General features: G+C 29.0%; 20 protein-coding genes. 6 read left to right on the top strand and 14 right to left on the bottom strand.

The window, feature by feature from the left end; all coding sequences use genetic code 11:
* Positions 1-90 precede the first annotated feature (90 nt).
* The 4 genes from L8U37_RS01090 to L8U37_RS01075 all read left to right on the top strand — a co-directional run bounded on the left by L8U37_RS01090 (position 91) and on the right by L8U37_RS01075 (position 3062).
* The gene (locus L8U37_RS01090) at positions 91-720 is read left to right on the top strand and encodes a hypothetical protein (RefSeq protein ID WP_263664460.1); all 630 of its coding nucleotides are present in this window, start codon (positions 91-93) and stop codon (positions 718-720) included.
* Positions 721-799: 79 nt separating this feature from the next.
* Positions 800-2278 carry a DUF2779 domain-containing protein gene (locus tag L8U37_RS01085; RefSeq protein ID WP_263728369.1) on the top strand — a complete coding sequence of 493 codons (1479 nt, stop codon included), beginning with the start codon at positions 800-802 and terminating at the stop codon, positions 2276-2278.
* A 111-nt stretch (positions 2279-2389) separates the two neighbouring features.
* Positions 2390-2878 carry a WG repeat-containing protein gene (locus L8U37_RS01080; protein WP_263728368.1) on the top strand — a complete coding sequence of 163 codons (489 nt, stop codon included), beginning with the start codon at positions 2390-2392 and terminating at the stop codon, positions 2876-2878.
* A gap of 7 nt (positions 2879-2885) precedes the next feature.
* Complete coding sequence (locus tag L8U37_RS01075) at positions 2886-3062, top strand: WG repeat-containing protein (RefSeq protein ID WP_263728367.1); 177 nt, start codon at positions 2886-2888, stop codon at positions 3060-3062.
* A 286-nt stretch (positions 3063-3348) separates the two neighbouring features.
* Here L8U37_RS01075 and L8U37_RS01070 read toward each other — a convergent pair whose 3' ends face one another.
* The 5 genes from L8U37_RS01070 to L8U37_RS01050 are packed head-to-tail and all read right to left on the bottom strand — an operon-like array spanning position 3349 to position 6725.
* Complete coding sequence (locus L8U37_RS01070) at positions 3349-3519, bottom strand: hypothetical protein (RefSeq protein ID WP_263672618.1); 171 nt, start codon at positions 3517-3519, stop codon at positions 3349-3351.
* Entirely contained in the window at positions 3519-3674 is a 156-nt protein-coding gene (locus L8U37_RS01065) for a hypothetical protein (RefSeq protein WP_263709372.1), read from the bottom strand. The genes L8U37_RS01070 and L8U37_RS01065 overlap by 1 nt, the downstream gene beginning before the upstream one ends.
* On the bottom strand, positions 3661-4815 hold the full coding sequence (locus L8U37_RS01060) for a PD-(D/E)XK nuclease family protein (protein WP_263728365.1): 1155 nt from the start codon (positions 4813-4815) through the stop codon (positions 3661-3663). The genes L8U37_RS01065 and L8U37_RS01060 overlap by 14 nt, the downstream gene beginning before the upstream one ends.
* Positions 4816-4817: 2 nt before the next feature.
* Positions 4818-5168, bottom strand: a complete 351-nt coding sequence (locus L8U37_RS01055) for a hypothetical protein (protein ID WP_263672621.1) — start codon at positions 5166-5168, stop codon at positions 4818-4820.
* A gap of 9 nt (positions 5169-5177) precedes the next feature.
* Positions 5178-6725, bottom strand: a complete 1548-nt coding sequence (locus tag L8U37_RS01050) for a WG repeat-containing protein (RefSeq protein WP_263728364.1) — start codon at positions 6723-6725, stop codon at positions 5178-5180.
* 97 nt (positions 6726-6822) lie between these two features.
* Between L8U37_RS01050 and L8U37_RS01045 the strand changes: the two genes are divergently transcribed.
* Positions 6823-7119 carry a hypothetical protein gene (locus L8U37_RS01045; RefSeq protein WP_263728363.1) on the top strand — a complete coding sequence of 99 codons (297 nt, stop codon included), beginning with the start codon at positions 6823-6825 and terminating at the stop codon, positions 7117-7119.
* 25 nt (positions 7120-7144) lie between these two features.
* Here the strand turns inward: L8U37_RS01045 and L8U37_RS01040 are convergent, their stop codons facing one another.
* The 5 genes from L8U37_RS01040 to dnaE form a co-directional block, all read right to left on the bottom strand.
* Complete coding sequence (locus L8U37_RS01040) at positions 7145-9304, bottom strand: DUF262 domain-containing protein (protein ID WP_263728362.1); 2160 nt, start codon at positions 9302-9304, stop codon at positions 7145-7147.
* Positions 9294-10694 (bottom strand): DUF262 domain-containing protein, encoded by a 1401-nt coding sequence (locus L8U37_RS01035; protein ID WP_263728361.1) that lies wholly within the window; start codon positions 10692-10694, stop codon positions 9294-9296. The genes L8U37_RS01040 and L8U37_RS01035 overlap by 11 nt, the downstream gene beginning before the upstream one ends.
* 27 nt (positions 10695-10721) lie before the next feature.
* The gene (locus tag L8U37_RS01030) at positions 10722-11549 is read right to left on the bottom strand and encodes an SIR2 family NAD-dependent protein deacylase (protein ID WP_263728360.1); all 828 of its coding nucleotides are present in this window, start codon (positions 11547-11549) and stop codon (positions 10722-10724) included.
* 9 nt (positions 11550-11558) lie between these two features.
* Entirely contained in the window at positions 11559-11987 is a 429-nt protein-coding gene (locus L8U37_RS01025; RefSeq protein WP_263728359.1) for a hypothetical protein, read from the bottom strand.
* Between the two features lie 67 nt (positions 11988-12054).
* Complete coding sequence (dnaE, locus tag L8U37_RS01020) at positions 12055-15648, bottom strand: DNA polymerase III subunit alpha (protein ID WP_263728358.1); 3594 nt, start codon at positions 15646-15648, stop codon at positions 12055-12057.
* Between the two features lie 103 nt (positions 15649-15751).
* Between dnaE and L8U37_RS01015 the strand changes: the two genes are divergently transcribed.
* On the top strand, positions 15752-15991 hold the full coding sequence (locus L8U37_RS01015; protein ID WP_257396702.1) for a SelT/SelW/SelH family (seleno)protein: 240 nt from the start codon (positions 15752-15754) through the stop codon (positions 15989-15991).
* Positions 15992-16014: 23 nt separating this feature from the next.
* Here L8U37_RS01015 and L8U37_RS01010 read toward each other — a convergent pair whose 3' ends face one another.
* The 4 genes from L8U37_RS01010 to L8U37_RS00995 are packed head-to-tail and all read right to left on the bottom strand — an operon-like array spanning position 16015 to position 19322.
* A complete protein-coding gene (locus L8U37_RS01010; RefSeq protein WP_263673081.1) occupies positions 16015-16581 on the bottom strand; it encodes a DJ-1 family glyoxalase III in 567 nt (188 codons plus the stop codon).
* A gap of 11 nt (positions 16582-16592) precedes the next feature.
* Positions 16593-17465, bottom strand: a complete 873-nt coding sequence (locus L8U37_RS01005) for an N-carbamoylputrescine amidohydrolase (RefSeq protein ID WP_220567091.1) — start codon at positions 17463-17465, stop codon at positions 16593-16595.
* Positions 17434-18348: a cation diffusion facilitator family transporter gene (locus L8U37_RS01000; RefSeq protein ID WP_012661604.1), complete on the bottom strand. Its 915-nt coding sequence runs from the start codon at positions 18346-18348 to the stop codon at positions 17434-17436. Before L8U37_RS01000 ends, L8U37_RS01005 begins: the two co-directional genes overlap by 32 nt.
* Entirely contained in the window at positions 18345-19322 is a 978-nt protein-coding gene (locus L8U37_RS00995) for an agmatine deiminase family protein (RefSeq protein ID WP_220567092.1), read from the bottom strand. The genes L8U37_RS01000 and L8U37_RS00995 overlap by 4 nt, the downstream gene beginning before the upstream one ends.
* Positions 19323-19379 lie beyond the last annotated feature (57 nt).

The raw sequence follows: 19379 nt of genomic DNA, 5'->3' as shown, positions 1-19379 counted from the left end.
TTACAATTGTAAAATAAAAATATCAAGTCATGGAGGTGTTAAAAAATAAAAATCAAATTTAAAATAACAAATCAAAAACAAAGGAATAAAATGAAAAAACTATTTTTAATTTTAAGCATATTAATGTGTATATGCTTTACTTTTACTAATGCTGAAGTAAATTATACAACAGCACAACAAGATATAACAATAGAAAAAACCATAGATAACAATACAAGCACAAAAATAGCTCAAGAAGATTATACCAATACAATAATCATCACCATAGCTATCTTAATATATATCATCATAGCTGCAGTGCTTGTGTATTATGGATTAAAAGGCAAGGTAGTTATATATAGAAATACAATAGATCTTAGCTTGTGTGTTGGATTATTTGCTGTATTGCCTTTAGCCTTTATAATCTTTATGACATTATTTCTAATGCGAATAGAAAGAGATACTGCGCTAATGATTATGGGTGTCATTGCTTTTATATGGGCATGCGTTGTATTATATATAGCATACACAACACTAAGAGATAATCGTAACAATCCATTACTAATGATTTTAATACTACCTTTAAAAATAACATTAGGATTATGGTATGGACTTAGTATTTTTGCAGTTTTGAGAAAAAGCAATCTTAAAACCGTAGCGCAAAGAAGAGAAGAAAAACAAAATGCGTTAGCACGCTTTGTTTTTTTCAAGCGGACTAATTTATGCTCTAATGTGAGATAAACCTTTGAAGAAATAATACTCTAGCCTATTTTAAAAAAATAGACTAAAATTCAAATAAAACAACAAAAAAAGGTAAATAATGTTTTTTTCAAAATCAAGATACACAAGAGGCACACAATGTGCTAAGTCTTTATGGCTAAAAACTTACAAAGATGAAGTACTAAGTACCCCAGAGAATACTTCAGATAAATTTAAAACTGGTAACAAAGTAGGCGAGCTAGCTTGTGAGCTTTTTCCAAATGGAGTAAAGATAGAGTTTGAAGGCGGTTCTTTTGATGAAAAATACGAACAAACTAAGAAATTATTAGAAAATAACCAAGAGGTAATTTACGAAGCTACTTTTTGCTATGATGGTATTTTGATCATGATAGATATTTTACAAAATACTAAAGATGGTTTGATCATAAATGAAGTAAAAAGCTCTACATCTTTAAAAGATGTTTATATAGATGATTGTGCTTTGCAGTATTATGTTTTATCAAATTTAAATTATAAAATCAAACAAGTTAACCTGATACATTTAAACAATGAATACTATAGAGGTGATTTTCTTGATATAAATCAACTTTTTAAGTTCAATGACATCACAGATAAAGTTATCCAAAACCAAGAAGAAGTTAGAAAAAATTTAAAATACTTTGAAGAAATTTTAAGTAAAAATGAAGAGCCAAATATAGACATAGGAACACATTGTTTTGATCCTTATGAGTGCGATGGATATGAGTATTGTTGGGTTAAACAAAGAAATTTATGTGAAAACGAGAATGTTTTTAACATTTCAAGGCTTAATGCAAATAAAAAATTTGAACCCTATCAAAAAAATATAATCAATTTCAAAGATATAAAAGATCCATCCATCTTTAATGAAAACCAACAAATTCAAATCAAAGCCTCACTTAATAAAGAAATCTACATAAACAAAGAAAATATCAAAAAATTCTTAGATACTCTAACCTATCCCGTATATCATCTAGACTTTGAAACTTTTATGCAAGCTATACCTGAATATAAAGGTATAAGACCTTATATGCAAATTCCTTTTCAATACTCTTTACATATAGACTATAAAGACAAGTTAGAACATAAAGAATTTTTAAGCGAATGCGGGATCGATCCAAGATATGAACTTGTAAGAAATTTGATCAATGATATACCAAAAGATGTTTGCGTGCTTTCTTATAATGCAAGCTTTGAAAAAGGTGTTATAAGAAATTTAGCACTTGCTTTTCCTAAATTTTGCGAGCACTTGTTAAATATAGAAAAAAATATCAAAGATCTTATGATTCCTTTTCAAAATAAAGATTATTATCACTATAAAATGCAAGGAAGTTATTCTATAAAAAAAGTTTTACCAGCTCTAATCCCTGATATGGAGCAAGCTTATAAAAATTTAAATTTAATCCATAATGGAAACGAAGCTATGCAAAGTTTTGAAGCTATGCAAAATATGAGTGAAAACGAAAGAAAATCTTACTGCCAAGCCTTACTAGAATACTGCAAACTTGATACCTTAGCCATGGTAAAAATTTTAAAACATTTAGAAGAGCTTATAAAATAACAAATATACAAATTTAAAAAGGAAAACACATGAAAACAAGTCTTTTAAAACTAGATAAGAATTTTACTAGTAAAAAAATAGCAGATTGTGGTGTTATAAAAAAAAGATAAAATGTATTATGCAACAACTTTTAAAGAAGATTCAATTTTATTTGATATCTATGGAAACATACTAAAAAAAATCGCTGGCAAGATTTATCACTTAAATGATGATTTATATGGATTTTGTTGTACAAAAACAAAATATGGCTTTATAGATAAAAAAGGAAATTTAATCACAAAAGTAAAATATGATGGTATCAACAGCTTTCATGATGGCTTGGCCGGCGTTGAACTTAACGGAAAATGGGGTTTTATAGATAAAAAAGGAAATTTAGTTATAGAAGCAAAGTATGATTATGTTGGAAAATTTAGTGATGGTTTAGCCATAGTTGAGCTTGATGGAAAATGGGGATTTATAGATAAACAGGGAAATTTAGTTATAGAAACAAAGTATGATTATGTTGGAGAATTTAGTGATGGTTTAGCTGGGGTTATGCTTAATGGAAAATGGGGTTTTATAGATAAAAAAGGAAATTTAGTTATAGAAAGCAAAATATGATAATGCTTTGGGGTTTAAAGATGGCTTAGCTGAAGTTAAGCTTGGTGAAAAATGGGGTTTGATAAATAAAAATGAAGAAATTGTTATTGAGATTGAGTATGATGAGATACTAAAACTTGATACGAATTTATTTTTACTTAAAAAAGGCGAAGAATTAAAACTAAAAAACCTAAATATGATTTAAAATGTTTGCGAGCATTTGTTAAATATAGAAAAAAATATCAAAGTTCTTATGGAGCCTTTTAAAAATAAAGATTATTATAAAATGCAAAAAAGTCTTATAAAAAAGTTTTACTAGCTTTAATCCTGATATGGAGCAAGCTTATAAAAATTTAAATTTAATCCATAATAAAAGCGAAGCTATGTAAAGTTTTGAAGCTGTACAAAATATGAGTGAAAATGAAAAAAGCTCTCCGTCAAGCCTTACTAAAATGCTGTAAATTTAACCATGATAAAATTAAAGCTATGGATTAAAATTCGATTTTTAAAACCTCATACACATTTACCTCATTTGTATAAAAGACATCATAATAACATCCTGTATATTTATTGTTTTTTAAAAACTGATTGATTGTTTTTAGTTTTCTATCATCACTGAGCTTAAAACTTAAAATATGAATTTTAGCTTGTGGATTTAGCACTATCTCTTGGCTTTTACCTCACAATGATAATTTTCACTTTCTTTTAAAGCTTCTATTGTATTATGATTATTAAAAACCTCATGATGGATAAATTCTCTACATAAGTTTTTATGAAAATCATTCCATTTTTCTAGCAAAATATCAAGAGTTTTCATTGTTTTTTACTCCGTTTAATTTTTCATTTAATTCTTTGATTTTTTCTTTATTTTCTTCAATAAATTTTAGTATTGCTCCTGCTGTAGGATTTTTATCAAAAACTATATAATCAGATAAAGTGTATCCGTTAAATTCAGGTATTTTATCTTGAATTCTTTCTCTATCTTCTTTTGATATATCACCTATAAGTCTGATTCCAAAATTTTTCCAATTTTTAGAATTTGTAGTATCAAACCAAGCAAAAGCAAAATATACATCATTATTACTTAAATTCTTTGGTTTGAGTATAAATTGAATATAGCTTGAGCCATTATCAATGCTAAAATCATTATCAAAAACTTTGCAAGTTTCTTCTAAAAACTTATTGATAATATAATCTCTTTCATACATTGATATTTTTGGCAATAATTTTGACTTATTATTAACTAAATCTTTAAACAATTGTTCAAAACCAACTTTACTTTCCTTTTGCAAAAAGCTTATTATATCACTACCATTGCCTATGACATTATTTATAGCATCTTTGTAAAATTCTATAGCTTGACTTAAACTGCATAAATTTTTAACCTTTTCTTGGGAACTTTTTAGCCAAGGTAAAATTTCATTCTTATAGAAAATTTGTTTATATAGCACTTTATCATCGCCTTTTTTTAAGAATAATTCATCATTATCTATTTTCCATTCATCTAAACTATCCTTACTAGGTTTTCTACCATCTAAAGTAAGATAAATCACAGCGATATTTTCGATATTTTTGATATCTTTATAAGAAACATTTTCTTCTTTATTTAATATCTCTATATACCTAGCAATTTGTTGATGTTGATCTTTCGCCCAAATTTTATTTTCTAGTATAATGTGTTTAGTGCCATTATGTATATAAATATCTATATTTTTATATTCTTTTAAGACTTTTACATCATCACTTTCTCCAAACCATTCTTTTAATCCTATCTTTTCTAAAAATAAATCCAAAAATAACTTTTCTTGTTCATGATTCTCACTAGGATCAAGTAAAGATTTTAAAATTCCACTATGCAAATTCACCTCATCATGAGCAGGCAAAACCTTTAATAAAGGATTGTAGTTTGATTTGTTTTTTTCCTTAAATTCCTTAAATTGTTCTAAAAATTTTTCCATATTTATTTCCTTTCCATATATAAACTAATAATTTTTATTTTAGCGTAATTTTCATCATCACAAAGCCAAAATTTCATGTGTTCTCCAACTCTATTTTTCTCTAAAGTTTCTAAAATTTTAATAGCGTGTTTTGCTAAATCATTTTTAGGTAAAAATATCACAGTAAAATAACACATCAAATCATACTCTCTATCAACTATTTTCTCATCATAACAAAAAAATCCTCCTTTATTTAAAATTTCACTTGCATACAATAAATCATCATCATCTAGTCTAAACACACCACTATCTCCATAAATAGACATGTATTTATCATAAATTCTTATCATTTCATTAAGATTATTTCCTCGCATATTTTTCCTTTACTCTTTCAACTCTAACAACCTTAAAATTCTCCAGCCTATATCCTTGCTTATACATGCAATTTGTCTTTGAGAAAAAGGATTAAGGGTTATTTTTCCGTTGTATTCTAAGTAAAATTTATGTCCATTTTTACTAAGCTCATAAATTCCATTGCCCAAATCATTTACATTTTCAAACTGCAAATCAAGCACAAATTCTCCATTTGTATTAATAAAACCCCATTGATTATCTATACAAACTTGTGCTAAACCTTCTTTAAAATCAAACGCCTCATCAAAATGCTCTTTTATAACAATATTTGCATTTTTATCCACATAAATAAAACCATCACTTGTTAAAACTAATGCCAAACCACAGCTAAAACAAGACATATACTCATACTCATGCTCACAAAGTATCTCATCATTTTGATTGATCAAAAAATATCTATTGTCTTTTTTTACACTTGCTATGCCTTCGCTAAAGCTATTTGCCTCATCGTATTTTGCTTCTATGATGGTTTTTCCTTTTGTATTGATAAAACCCCATTTTCCTGCTACACAAAAGGCTGCTAAATTCTCACTAAAAAACCTAAGCTCATCATACATCACATCGATGATGATTTTGGCATTTTTATCTATAAAGCCGTATTTGTTAGCTATTTTTACGCAAGCTAATCCACCAACAAATTCTCCAACTTCATCAAATTTAGCTTCACAAATTAACATCCCATTTTGATCCATGAAACCAAATTTAGAATTTTCTAAAAACAAAACAAGCTCATCATCAATAATCTTCATAAAATCAAAACTATTCTTACTAAGCTCATTTTTGTTTTTATCTACCAAAGTATATTTAGTCCCTACCCTGACTTTGATCATATCTTTGGCTATAAATTTCACATCCTTATACATAGGTTCAAAAATGCAATTTAAATTTACATCAAACAAACCATACAAAAACCCATCAAACACTAGCAAATACTCATCATTTATCAAGTTAATATCATCAAATTTAGCCTCTAAAACAAGCTTTGCAAATTCATTTAAAACTCCGCATTTAACCTTGCCATTGATCTTTTGCTTGCATAAAAATAATCTTTCATTTAGTCTTTTTATACTTAAAAACTCAAAATCACTTAAAAAATTTCCATTCTGATCGATCAATGCAAACACATCGCCTTTTTTGATCTTAAAAAGCTTATCACTAAGTCTTATAATGCCATCATATTCAGTCTTTAAAATGATATTTGCTTGAGTATCTATGATGATATTTTCATTTCCTTGTCGTAAAAGTGCATAATCATTTACAAAACTACAAACATCATCATATATAAGATCCACCACCACTTTAGCTTTAGTATCTATAAAACCCCATTTGTCATTTATCATAACACCTGCTAAATTTTGACTAAAATTTAAAACCTCATCATATAAAAAATCACAAATTAATTCTCCACTGCTATTTATAAAACTATACTTACCAGCTTTTTTTACCGCTGCAAAGCCATTTTGAAAATCTCTTACATGATCAAATTCATCATCGATAACAATCCTAACTTCTTTCATCACTTTCCTTTGTAAAATAAAATTATATTAGAATTTTATAGACCAATAATGTCTATATTTTATGCTAGAATATCATTTTAAAAATATGGAGGAAAAAATGAAAAAGGAAAAAATACCAAGTCAGGTTCCATTTAGTTTTGAAGATTCTCCCTTTGAAAGCAAAGAAGAGTATCTAGAATTTATCAAAAACATGCCTAAGATAGCTACTTTAGATAAGGCTTTGATAAAAAAATCAAGAGAGAAAAATTTAGCAAATAAAGCCATTTCTTACATACAAAGAAAAACTAATCTAAGCTACAACAATGCTAAAATTTTAAAAGATATCTCATCAAAAGAGTATTTTCGTAAGATAAGAAGCAAAAATAAAGTCTTTGCTAAATTTATGAAAAGATAAAGCCTTAGGCTTTATCTTAATTGCTTTAAAACGATTTTTTTAATATTTCTAACATTTGTTCTTTGTGTGTTTGTGCATTACCAAAAGTCCATTTTTTTGATTGTTTTTTTTCACTTAAAGCATAAATTAACCAAAGTTTTAAAGATATAACACTATCTTTATTTATATATTTTTGCAAATCTAAATATTTATCTTGTGTATCTTGATTATTTAAAGATGAATTAAAACTAGAGCTAATAAGAGCTAAATTTCCAAAATTATCTATCTTGTCTGCATTATCTCCCCATTCTTGTGCTTTACTCTGTGCTTGCACATGTTCTATGGAATTTAAGCTTCTAAAATAGAAATTGCTAGCAATATCGCTAAAATTTTTATCATTTAATTTATAGTTATCTAAACTAACGTCTTTCCTATTTTTCCATAAATAATACTCCAAACGATAAAACCAATAATGCGGAGTCGCTGTTCCTTGATCTAATATGCATTTTTGCGTTTCTTTCTCATTTATATAAAATTTATTTAAGACAAAATCATCAGTTGTTGTCAAATTATTTTTCGAATTTAGAATTTCATTAACTTTATCAATTAAAACTTTATCTTGCAATTGCTCTTTAGCTAAAGCTGTGTCTAAAATTTCTAGAAAATGTATTAAATCTGATTGTGTGTTTTTATAAAATTCTTTTAGATTATCATTATTTATTAGTAATTTTATATAATATTCTACATTATTCTCAAATTTTTCGCTAGTAATATTAAAATCACTAGAAAAAAATTTTACAATTTCAGATATTATATTATTACTTTTAAAATTACTAAAATAATTATCTAATTTTTTCAAAAATGGAGTAAGCCAGTGATGATGATTATTAGACATACCACTTCTTGCTACGCGTAGATAATTTTGCACCATAGCAAGATTAGGCATAACATTAGACTTTTCACTAATTGTATATGCTTTATCTTCCTTAGATAATCTTCTAATCTTATAAGAATTTTCCATATCATCTTGACTTTTAATAACAAAATAATCAAATAAAATTCTATATTTTAAAAGATTTTCTATGAATTTTTTAGTGTTTTCTTCTATTTTTATAATCTCTAAAAGCTTATTTTTATCTATAGTAATTTTACTAATTTCATTTTTATGTTCTTCTAAATAAGTAAGCTTATAAACATGCAATAAAAAAGTAGGAAAATCTACTATGGATTTAAATTTACCTTGATTTTCTTTATTTTGATTTGGTTTGTCAAATGAATTTTTAGGTTTTATGATATTATTTATAGAATCTCCACTACTTTCATTTGACTTAGAAATCACTCTATCGCTAGCTTTTTGAAAGATATAATTATCCATTTGAGAGCAAATATCCCATATATGAGCATAAAGAGTTCTTTTGCTTTCATCTTCATCATTAAATTTAGAAAGCAATCTTGCTTTTAAAATTTCATGTTTTTCTAGTTGTTTGCCGCGGTTATTCATACGGATAAAAAAGCGGTTTAAGTCAGTATTTTCGGCTAATTCTACAAAAACAAATTTTACTTTTTCATAAATAAAATTAGAAAACCCTTCAATATCATTATTTTCAATATTTTCTTCAAACCAATTTACTATAATTTCTAAAGCTTGTGGTATGTTTTGGCATATATCCTGTGGAAATTCTTTTAATTTTTGTAAAAAAATATCATTTTTTCTTCTCTCATTATCTTTATTATCTTTATTGCAAAATTTAGCAAATTCTTTTAGAACTTCTTCTTCTTTTTCTCTTATAGGCATAGAAATTCTAAGTTTATCACTTTGCATTATAAATTCTTTCCATTTTGGCTGATCGCTTGGATTTTTATAAGAAAGAAAAAATCCTATCAAAAACAAAGTTGTTAAGCGTTGTTGGCCATCTATGAGTAAATGTTTAACATCATTATTCTGATCTTTTTTGACAGATTTTTTACTTACCACTACATTACCGATAAAGTATTCTTTATTCTTATTTTCATCTTTCTTATTTTCATCAAATTTAGTTTTTATATCATTAAGCAAGATTTGTATTTGCTCTTTATTCCACTCATATAGTCTTTGATAAGGTGGAATTTCAAAAAAGATACTTTGTTTTTTATCATTAACATTTACTATATTCTCAATATTTATAACACTTGCTTGATTTTGATTATTTGTTGAATTATTTGCCATTTTCATTCTCCTTAACTATATGCTTTTGTATGTGTTGTTTTTTATAAATTTCTTTAGTTATTTTTAAATACCATTTATTCCCACCATCATGTTCTTGTACTGATTTTCTTTCTTCTTCATTTTTTATAGCTATAAAATCAAGTAAATTTTGCTCTAATTCCTCTTCAAAAGATACAAAATACACTTTTTCTAAAAACTCTAAAGCATAATCTCTTTGAGTAGCCCTATAAATACTTGGTCTATAAACTCTTAAGCTAAAAGCAGCTCTTGCAAGCAAGACTAAGAAATAATCACTATTACCATTTGGAAATTTAGAAAAATAAATCATCACAGCAATGGCATAAATGTATTTGTTATAAATAAATCCTGTGTAATATATTTTATCTAGCTCTTGGTATAAAGTATTATTTGATAATTTATCAAAAAGCTCATTGTATTTAAACAAATACTCGAAAAAATCCACCCCATTAGCAAAACTACTTAAAATTCCTAAATCTTCCTTGCTATAAAGGAATTTATCGCTAAAAAATTCTTTACAAAACTCTTCATATGCTTTAATATCATTAGCATTAATGCTTTTGTGCTTTAACCATGCTCTAGCAGGTGCTAAAAGCTCATCAAATAAAATAGTGATTTTCCTTTCATCTTTTGCAAGATTTTCAAATTTCCTTGCATAATAACCTAGCATACTACCTTGTTTTTTCTCTAAAGAATGCAAATGAAAAGCCTTTATAAGATCATATGATTTTAAGCCTTTTCCTTTTGAATTTGCACTATCAAAAAACAAAAACGCATCATCTTCGCTTGGAGCTAAAACGCAGATAAATTCTATATTCTCTAAAAGAAAATCTAAAAACTTGTCTTTTTTATCATTTTCATAACTTTCAAAATAAGCTTTTATATACTCGTAATTTTCTTTGATATGGTATTTTGACTCATTATGAGAGTAATTAACTTCGCCTAAAAAATTACCTATTTTACATTCTGTGCATTTTCCTTGATTGTTTTCGCATAAAACTCTTAAAATCAAAGCCAAGGTGCTAAGGCGTTGTTGGCCATCTACTATATTAAATTCATTATCTTTCTGTTGTTGACCATCTACTATTTCTGTATTTCCCTTATGCAATATCAAACTTCCTAAAAGATATTTTTGGTTTTCAACATTTTGTTTATTTTGGTTTTTATCTATTTGTTCGCTTATATCTTTTAAAAGAATTTTAACTTGCTCTATACCCCAAGCATAAGGGCGTTGATAATCAGGTATGTTTAATAAAAACTTATCTTTTGAAAATAGATCTGATTTTTGATCATTTTTACTATCTACTTTACCACACACCAACTCATTCAAACTCACAACACAAGATTTTACTTCTGTATTTTCACCACTCATTTATAGCCTTTCTAAATTTTAAGCTTATTATATCAAACTATCTATCATTTCCAAAGCTTCCAAAGCTTTCATCTTAAGTCCTATGCCATTTCTAAAAAACTTTGGAAAATCACACTCATTTGGATTGATCCTTAAAAGTGTTCTAGTTTTGCTTTTTTTACAAAAATTCTCGCCAAATATACGCATACTAGGCACAGCCTTACCAGCTCCAAGCTCTATAAGCAAGATGTTTTTATCCTCTAAGGGTTTAAGCCAGTTTTTATAACTTTGCTTTTGTAAAAAATAACGGCTATCATTAAAACTACCATCATTAAACATCAAGATATTTGGCCTTGCTAAACCTTGACATCTAGGGCATTTTGGCAAAGATAAGGCTTTGAAATTTTCCATATCTATATCTAATTCCTCTTGCATTTGCCAGATCAAATCACCGCATGCATAATTAAAACATTGCAAGTAATTTATATTTCCATGAAATTCATAAATTTTATTCTCATCAAAACCAGCCTTTTTAAAATGTCCATCTACATTAGTCGTAACGACATAATAATCTTGTTTGCTTTTTGCAAGTTTTAAAAGTATTTCATAACCTTTATGTGGCTTAGTATCTTTGTATAATTTAAATCTATGTCCATAAAAAGCCCAGGCAAACTGTGCGTTTGTATAAAAATTTGTAGGATTAGCCATGCGTTCAAAGTCTATGCCTAGTTTTTGCAAATGCGGATAAGCTCTCCAAAAACCTTCTTTTCCTCTAAAATCAGGCAAACCACTATCTACTCCCATGCCAGCTCCAGCTGTGATGATGATTACCTCTGCTTTGTCTAAAGCTTCTTTTATATAAGTTTGTATTTGCATTTTTTACCTTTAAAAATTTTCATAATCAAATTTCCTAGCCTCATGTAGCTCTTTAGCTACCTCAAGGCTCATTTCCCAAAAAACTGCATTCATGAATTTTGGCATGCAATTTTCATCTTCGTATTTTTTGCTTATAGCCTTATAAACCTCATCATTTTCCTCACAATCAACAGCAAGACTACCCAAATAAGGATACAACAAATACCCCACCGGAGCTGTATCAAATACCATAGTTAGTTTTGTTTTTGGAAAATTTTCTTTCATAAAAGCTAAAAATTCATCTCTAGCTTTGTAATCTGTCTTGTCTTTATCAAACAAATCGCTATATTTTGTTTTATTGACATGAAAATCATTATTTGGAGTGTTAAAGCACATCCAAAAAGATTTTTTACCTTTTTGGATGGTATAATCTTGAATAGTCTCAACCGCTAAAGCCATTTTTTATCCTTTTTATATTGTATTGATATAATTATACTATATAAAATGGACTTTTAGTGTCTATATTTTAACCTTTACATTTTTGAGCTATCACATCCATAGCTTCTTGCGAGAGAACAAAATTTGTATGATAAAGCAAGCAGCTACCCATATCAAGTACTTTTAACACAAGCTTTTTATTATTAGCATCTTTTGGATTATGTCTTGTATTAGCTAGATCATAAATTTCATACACCATATCTTTACTAAGCTTATTAATGTCAAGTTCTATGATATTTTCTTCAAATTTCATAGGATCTTGTGTAAAATCTTCTTTGTTTTCTTTTTTTACAAAGCTTTTTTTCTTACTAAAAGATTTTAGCTCATTTTCTTTTGCTTCTTCTAGTGTATAAATTTCATTTAAACTAAAGCTTAAGTCATTGTCATTGTTTTTATATCTTAGTAAAAAGGCAAAGGCTTCATCTTTGCTTTCTTTAAAAAGTGTTTCAACTTTTTCTACTTGAGTTTCAAAAATAATCATATCAAAAGAAGAATAAAAGTCTAAAACCACAGCCTTAGCATATCTTTTACCACTTTTACTCATCATTGATTTAAAATCTTCAATCTTTCCTACAACCAAAAGCTCACCCTCGCCTTTGAGTGTTTCAAAATCCATACTTTTAAAATAATCTATACCTTCTATTTGACTTGCAAATTTATCCAAAGGATGGCCTGATACATAAATTCCTAAGATTTCTTTTTCATAGCCTAGTTTTTCCATTAACTCAAATTCTACTTTGCTATCATGAAGCCCTACTTTGATATCTGCGGCTATTTCTTCTTCTCCAAAAAGAGAAGCAGTAGAATTTCTTTTAACTTCAGCTATTTTTCTACTTGTTTCTGAAATAAGCTCAAGATTATCCACCAAACATTTTCTAGTATAACCAAACTCATCAAAAGCACCTGATTTAGCTAAATTTTCTATAGTTTTTTTATTAATCTTAGTAGGATCAATAGAGCTTATAAAATCATCAAAATCACTAAAGCCCTCTTCCTTGCGAATAGTCATGATATTTTCTATCGCAGGAATTCCCACACTCTTAATCGCTCCAAGCCCATAAATAATAGCTTCAGAACCATCTTCAAGCTTAGTTGCACTAAATTCTCTTTGAGCTTTATTGATATTTGGCGGCAAAAGCTTGATATTCATTCTTTTCATCTCTTCAATGTATTTTGCGACCTTATCCACATTGCTTTCTTCGCTTGTTAAAAGCGCAGCCATAAATTCACTTGGATAATAAGTTTTTAAATACGCTGTTTGAAAGGTTATAAGTGCATAGGCAGCCGAGTGAGATTTATTAAAACCATATTCAGCAAATTTCAAAATAAGCTCAAACAAATCATCAGCCTTTTTCTCATCATAGCCTTGTTTTTTAGCTCCTTCTAAATACTCTGCTTTAAGATTGTCCAAAATTTCTCTTTTTTTCTTACCCATAGCACGACGCACATTATCGGCTCCACCCAAAGAAAAACCACCAATTTTTTGCACTATTTGCATAACCTGCTCTTGATAAACTATAACCCCATAAGTGTTTTCAAGTATAGGTTTTAAATCTTCAAATGCATAAGTAGCAGCCTTTCTACCATGTTTAATATCGATAAAATCATCCACCATCCCACTATCAAGTGGCCCTGGTCTATATAAAGCCAAAACCGCGATTAAATCTTCAAATCTTTCAGGCTTTAACCTAGCATTCAAACTTTGCATACCGCCTGATTCTATTTGGAAAATACCCAAGGTATTACCACTTTGTATGGTTTTATAAACCTTAGGATCATTCATATCAATCTTTTCCCAAATTACATCTTTACCATAACGCTTTTTCACTAGCTTAATCGCATTATCAATTACGGTAAGGGTTTTTAAACCCAAAAAGTCAAATTTAATTAAATCCACATCTTCAAGATATTCTTTAGAATACTGGGTTACCAAATGGCGCTCATCGTTTTTGCTTTGTCTAAAAAGCGGAGCTTTATTCCACAAAGCTTCATTAGATATCACAACTCCGGCCGCGTGCATACCTGCATTTCTATTTAAACCCTCTAGTGCCTTAGCAAAATCCCAAACTTGGCGCCCCTTTGGATGAGAATTTACAAATTCAGCTATTTTTGGTTCTTGCTCATAGGCTTTTTCTAAAGTAATTTTTAGCTCTTCAGGAACTAATTTTGCCAAAGCATCTGCATCAGGTATGCTCATATCACAAACCCTAGCTACATCACGGATTACCCCCTTTGCTAAAAGCTTACCAAAGGTAATGACTTGTGCAACCTTTTCAGCTCCATATTTATCGATCACATAATCAATCACTTCCCCTCTTCTATCTTGACAAAAATCCACATCAATATCGGGCATTGATACACGCTCAGGATTTAAAAATCTCTCAAAAAGAAGATTATAAGGTATAGGATCTAAATCTGTAATTTTCAAACAATACGAAACTAAACTCCCCGCTGCACTCCCACGCCCTGGGCCAACTGGTATATCTTTTTCCTTAGCTGCGGCGATAAAATCATGAACGATTAACATATAACCTGAAAATTTCATATTTTTAATAATACTAATTTCTAAATCAAGCCTATCTTTATACTCTTGGTGTTTACTCTCATCGATAAATTGAAGTCTTTCTTCTAAGCCTTTTTTACAAAGATACTCAAAAACTATATCATCATTATCAAAGCTAAATTCTTGATCTTCTTGTGCTAGATTTAAACTATATTTTTTTGCATATTCACGGGTAAATTTAAAATTTGGCGGAGTAGGATCGCCTAGTTTTAATTCTAAATTGCATTTATTAGCTATTTCTTGAGTATTTTCAATGGCTTCAGGAATATCAGCAAAAAGCTCGCTCATTTGCTCTGGCGTTTTTACATAAAACTCATGCACCTCATGTCTTAAACGCCCTGGATCATCAAGCTTAACCCCCATAGCAATACACATAAATACTTCATGAGCAGCCGCTCTTTCTTTAAAAGTGTAATGCGTATCATTAGTTGCAATAATTTTTATATCAAGCTCTTTAGCAAGTTTGATGATAGAATCATCAATAAATTTTTGATCATCAATACCATGACGCATAATTTCAAGGTAAAAATCATCTCCAAAAACATTTTTATACCATAAAGCTGCTTCTTTTGCACCCTCATAACCCTTTGCGCCAAATTTTATATTTCTTTCATTCTTGGTATTTAAATGCCAATTAACCTCACCTTGCAAACATGCAGAAGAGCAAATCAAACCCTCACTATGAGCCTCTAAAAGCTTTTTATTAATCCTTGGGTAATAATACAAGCCATGTATATAACTTTGCGAGCTCAAATACATCAAATTTTTATAACCAATTTCATTTTTAGCAAATAAACAAAGATGAAAACGCTGTCTTGAGCTTTTATCACTTAAATCATCGTGATTATGTAAATATGCTTCAAGCCCTATAATAGGCTTAATTCCTTCAGCTCTCATTGTTTTATAAAAATCAATAGCACCAAACATATTTCCATGATCAGTCATAGCAACACTTGTTGCACCTTGTACTTTTAGCGTTTTAGCTAGCTCTTTGAGTTTATTTGCTCCATCAAGTAAAGAATATTCTGTATGTAAATGCAAATGTGTAAATTGGCTCATATTTTTCCTTGTATTTTTTTATTATTATAAAAAAAAACCTTAAATTTAAAACTTACAAGCATAAAAAATGTATAATAGCTTACTTTCAAAAAAGGAGTAAAAAATGGAAGTAAAAATTTATTATTGTAATCTTTGAAATTACAAACCACAAGCTGCAAGGGTTGCAGAAGAAATACAAAATGAATTCAAAGATGCGCAAATTTCTACCATAGAAAAAGGTGGTGGTCATTTTATAGTAGAAGTAGATGGTAAAATCATTTACTCTAAAAAAGACTTGTTTAATTGTGAAGTAGATAGATTTCCTCATGAGGGTGAAATTACCAAGCTTATGAAACAAATGTAAGCTAAACCCTCATTAGCGAGGGTTTATTTTGTTAAAGGAACAAGCATACCTTCATAAAGTTTTTGATAAATTTCTTCTGAGCATAAATGTTTAGCAAGCTCTAAACCAAATAAAATAGCCGTAGCAGGCCCAGCTGCTGTGATGACATTTTCATTTACCACAACTGCTTTATTTACTCTTATACCTTCAATACCCGCTTCACAACCAGGATAGCAAGAAAACTCCCCGTTAATCACCCCTGCTTTTGCCAATACCATAGGTGAAGCACAAATAGCAGCTACGATTTTTTTCTTAGCATGTAAATCTTGTATGATTTTTATGATAAGTGAATTGTTTTTTAAATTCATCATACCTTCAAATCCACCTGCCAAAGCGATTGCATCTAAATTTTCTTGATCAACACTAGCCAAACTCACATCAGCCCTTATGCTAATTCCATTAGCTCCTTGCACTAAAAGCTCATCATCTAGCGAAGCAATAATTACTTCTAAATTCCCACTAGCTTCCCCTGCTCTTTTTAAAACATCAGCTATACCTATAAATTCAGCCTCTTCAAAACCTTTTGCCAAAGGCACTAAAACTTTTTTCATTTTTCCTCCTTTTAGTCAATAAATCTTTTATTTAATTCATGAAAATATTCTATGCGTCTATCGCGTAGAAATGGCCACCATCTACGCACATTTTCACATCTTTGCATATCAATTTCAACGATTTTACAAAGCTCTTGTTTATCATCAGCCCTAAAAAGCTCTTCACCTTGAGCCCCAAAAACAAAAGAATTCCCCCAAAATCTTATACCTTCTTCCACACCGCTTTCATCTTTTTCAAAACCCACTCTATTAATAGCTACTACAGGTAAGCCATTAGCTATAGCATGACCTCTTTGCACACCTATCCAAGCTTCAAGCTGTCTTTGTTTTTCTTCTTTTTCATCCTTATCAAACCAACCTATAGCGGTAGGATAAATTAAAATTTGAGCTCCCTTTAAAGCCATTAACCTAGCAGCTTCAGGATACCATTGATCCCAGCATATTAAAACTCCAAGCTTTCCAACACTTGTTTGTATAGGCTCAAAACCCAAATCACCTGGAGTAAAATAAAATTTTTCATAAAAACAAGGATCGTCAGGAATATGCATTTTGCGGTATTTGCCTGCTATGGAGCCATCTTTTTCAAATACCACGCTAGTATTATGATAAAGCCCTGCACTTCTTTTTTCAAATAAAGAAGTTACCAAAACAACTTTATTTTCCCTAACTACATTAGACCAAAATTTAACATCCTCTTCATAGTCATTTGCCAAATCAAAAAAGTTTGTATTTTCACTTTGACAAAAATACTGCGTTTGATGAAGCTCTTGCAAACACACAAGCTCAGCCTTTTCTTTTGCTGCTTGTTTAATAAGTTCGCATGTTTTTTCTATAGTTTTTTCTTTATTTTGTTTAAATTCTTGCTGAATGAGCGCTAATTTCATTTTTACTCCTTTCTTCTTCTGAATCATCATAAGGATCTAAATGTATATGGATATTCCAAAAATCATCTTTAAAATGTTCTCTTATGCTATCTTCAATCTCATCACCAATCTCATGAGCTTTTAAAAGTGATATTGTAGGTTCAAAAACTAAATGCACACTAACATAAAGCATATCAGGACTTTTTCTAGTTTTTAAATGATGAAAACTTTTGACTTCTTTATTTGCACTTATGATTTGTTTAATCACTTCAACTTGTTCTTTATCAATAGCTACATCTAATAAAATTTTAGAACTTTCCTTAATGATTTTAAAAGCTGAAAAAATCGTATATAAACTTATAGCTATGCCAAATAATCCATCAATAAAATGATAATTTGTAAAAGCTATAATCACAAGTGCTAAAAGCGTTAAAGCATTAGTCAAAAAGTCTATTTTATAGTGTAAGCTATCAGCTTTTATAATCAAGCTTTTTGTTTTCTTAGCAACATAATTTAAAAAAACCACCAAACACAAAGTCACAGCCATAGCAAAAGCCATGACAAAAATTCCAAGATCAAGTTTTTCTACACTTTCTTGATTGTGAATTTTTAAAACACTCTCATAAAAAATATAAACCCCAATCCCACTAATAACAAGACCTTCAAAAAGCCCCATTAAAGCTTCAATTTTACTAAGGCCAAAATTATATTCCTTGCTAGAGCCTTGAGAACTTTTTTTCAAAGCTAAAAAATTTAAACCCGAAATCACACAATCAAGCAAAGAATCAATCGCACTAGAAAGTACTGCAACAGAACCCGAAGCTAATCCTACTGCAAATTTTATAATAGCTAAAAAAATAGCACATACACTTGCGATGATGGTTGCGCTTTTTTGCAAATTCATCTTTGACCTTCATAGCGGTTTTGACAAGAACAATGCAAAGAACCATTTTGTCTTAAAAACACTCTTGCATCAACCCCTACTACTTTTCTATCTTTGCATGCTTTTTGTAAATTTTCTAATACCAAAGCATCGTTTTCATCATTATAAGTTGGCACTATCAAGCCACCATTAACAAAAACAAAATTTGCATAAGTAGCACCAAGTCTTTTACCTTCAAAATACAAAGGCTTAGGTAAAGGAAGTTCTAATAAATCAAATCCTGTTTTTTTCAGCTCATCTTCCATAGCCTTTAAAGGTTTATAATGCTCATCATTTTCATCTTTACACACACAGTAAGCGATGGTTTTTTCATTGATAAATCTTGCTAGAGTATCTATATGATGATCAGTATCATCGCCTTTTATATAACCATGATTTAACCATATAATTTGTTTTAAGCCAAAAATTTCTTTTAACTTGGCTTCAATTTGCTCTTTATTTAAATGTGAATTTCTATTTTTATTTAACAAACAAGCACTCGTTGTAAGCATTACTCCTTGCCCATTAAAATCAATACTCCCACCTTCTAAAATAAAATCTATTTTTTTTAATTTTCCTTGTAGTTTATTGTTAAAAAGTTTAGAATTTACAGCATTATCTAAAGAACTTTGAAATTTATCGCCCCAAGCATTAAAAGTAAAATCAAGCCCTATAATTTTATCATCTTCACGCGCATCAATTGCACCAAAATCTCTAATCCAAGTATCATTAGTATCACACTTAAAAAAATCTACATTTTTTATATGTTTAAATCTTTGAAAATCTTTTTCACTTGGAGCAATAAGTAAAACTTTTTGAAAATTTGCCACAGCTCTAATAAATTCCTCATAGCTTTGCATAATTTCTTCTAAATAAGGACTCCAATCGCTATTTTTATGGGGTAATGAAAGTAAAAGTAGTTCCTGTTTTTCCCATTCTGCTATGCTTTTTCTCATTGATAATTTCCTTTGATAAAATGTATAAAAAGGTAACATTAATTACATATTCTAAAA

Origin of the sequence: Campylobacter sp. RKI_CA19_01122 (assembly GCF_025771325.1) — a bacterium.
Lineage (GTDB): Bacteria > Campylobacterota > Campylobacteria > Campylobacterales > Campylobacteraceae > Campylobacter_D > Campylobacter_D lari_D.
Note: the sequence above shows the minus strand (reverse complement) of the source record. Positions and strands in the feature narration are given on the sequence as shown.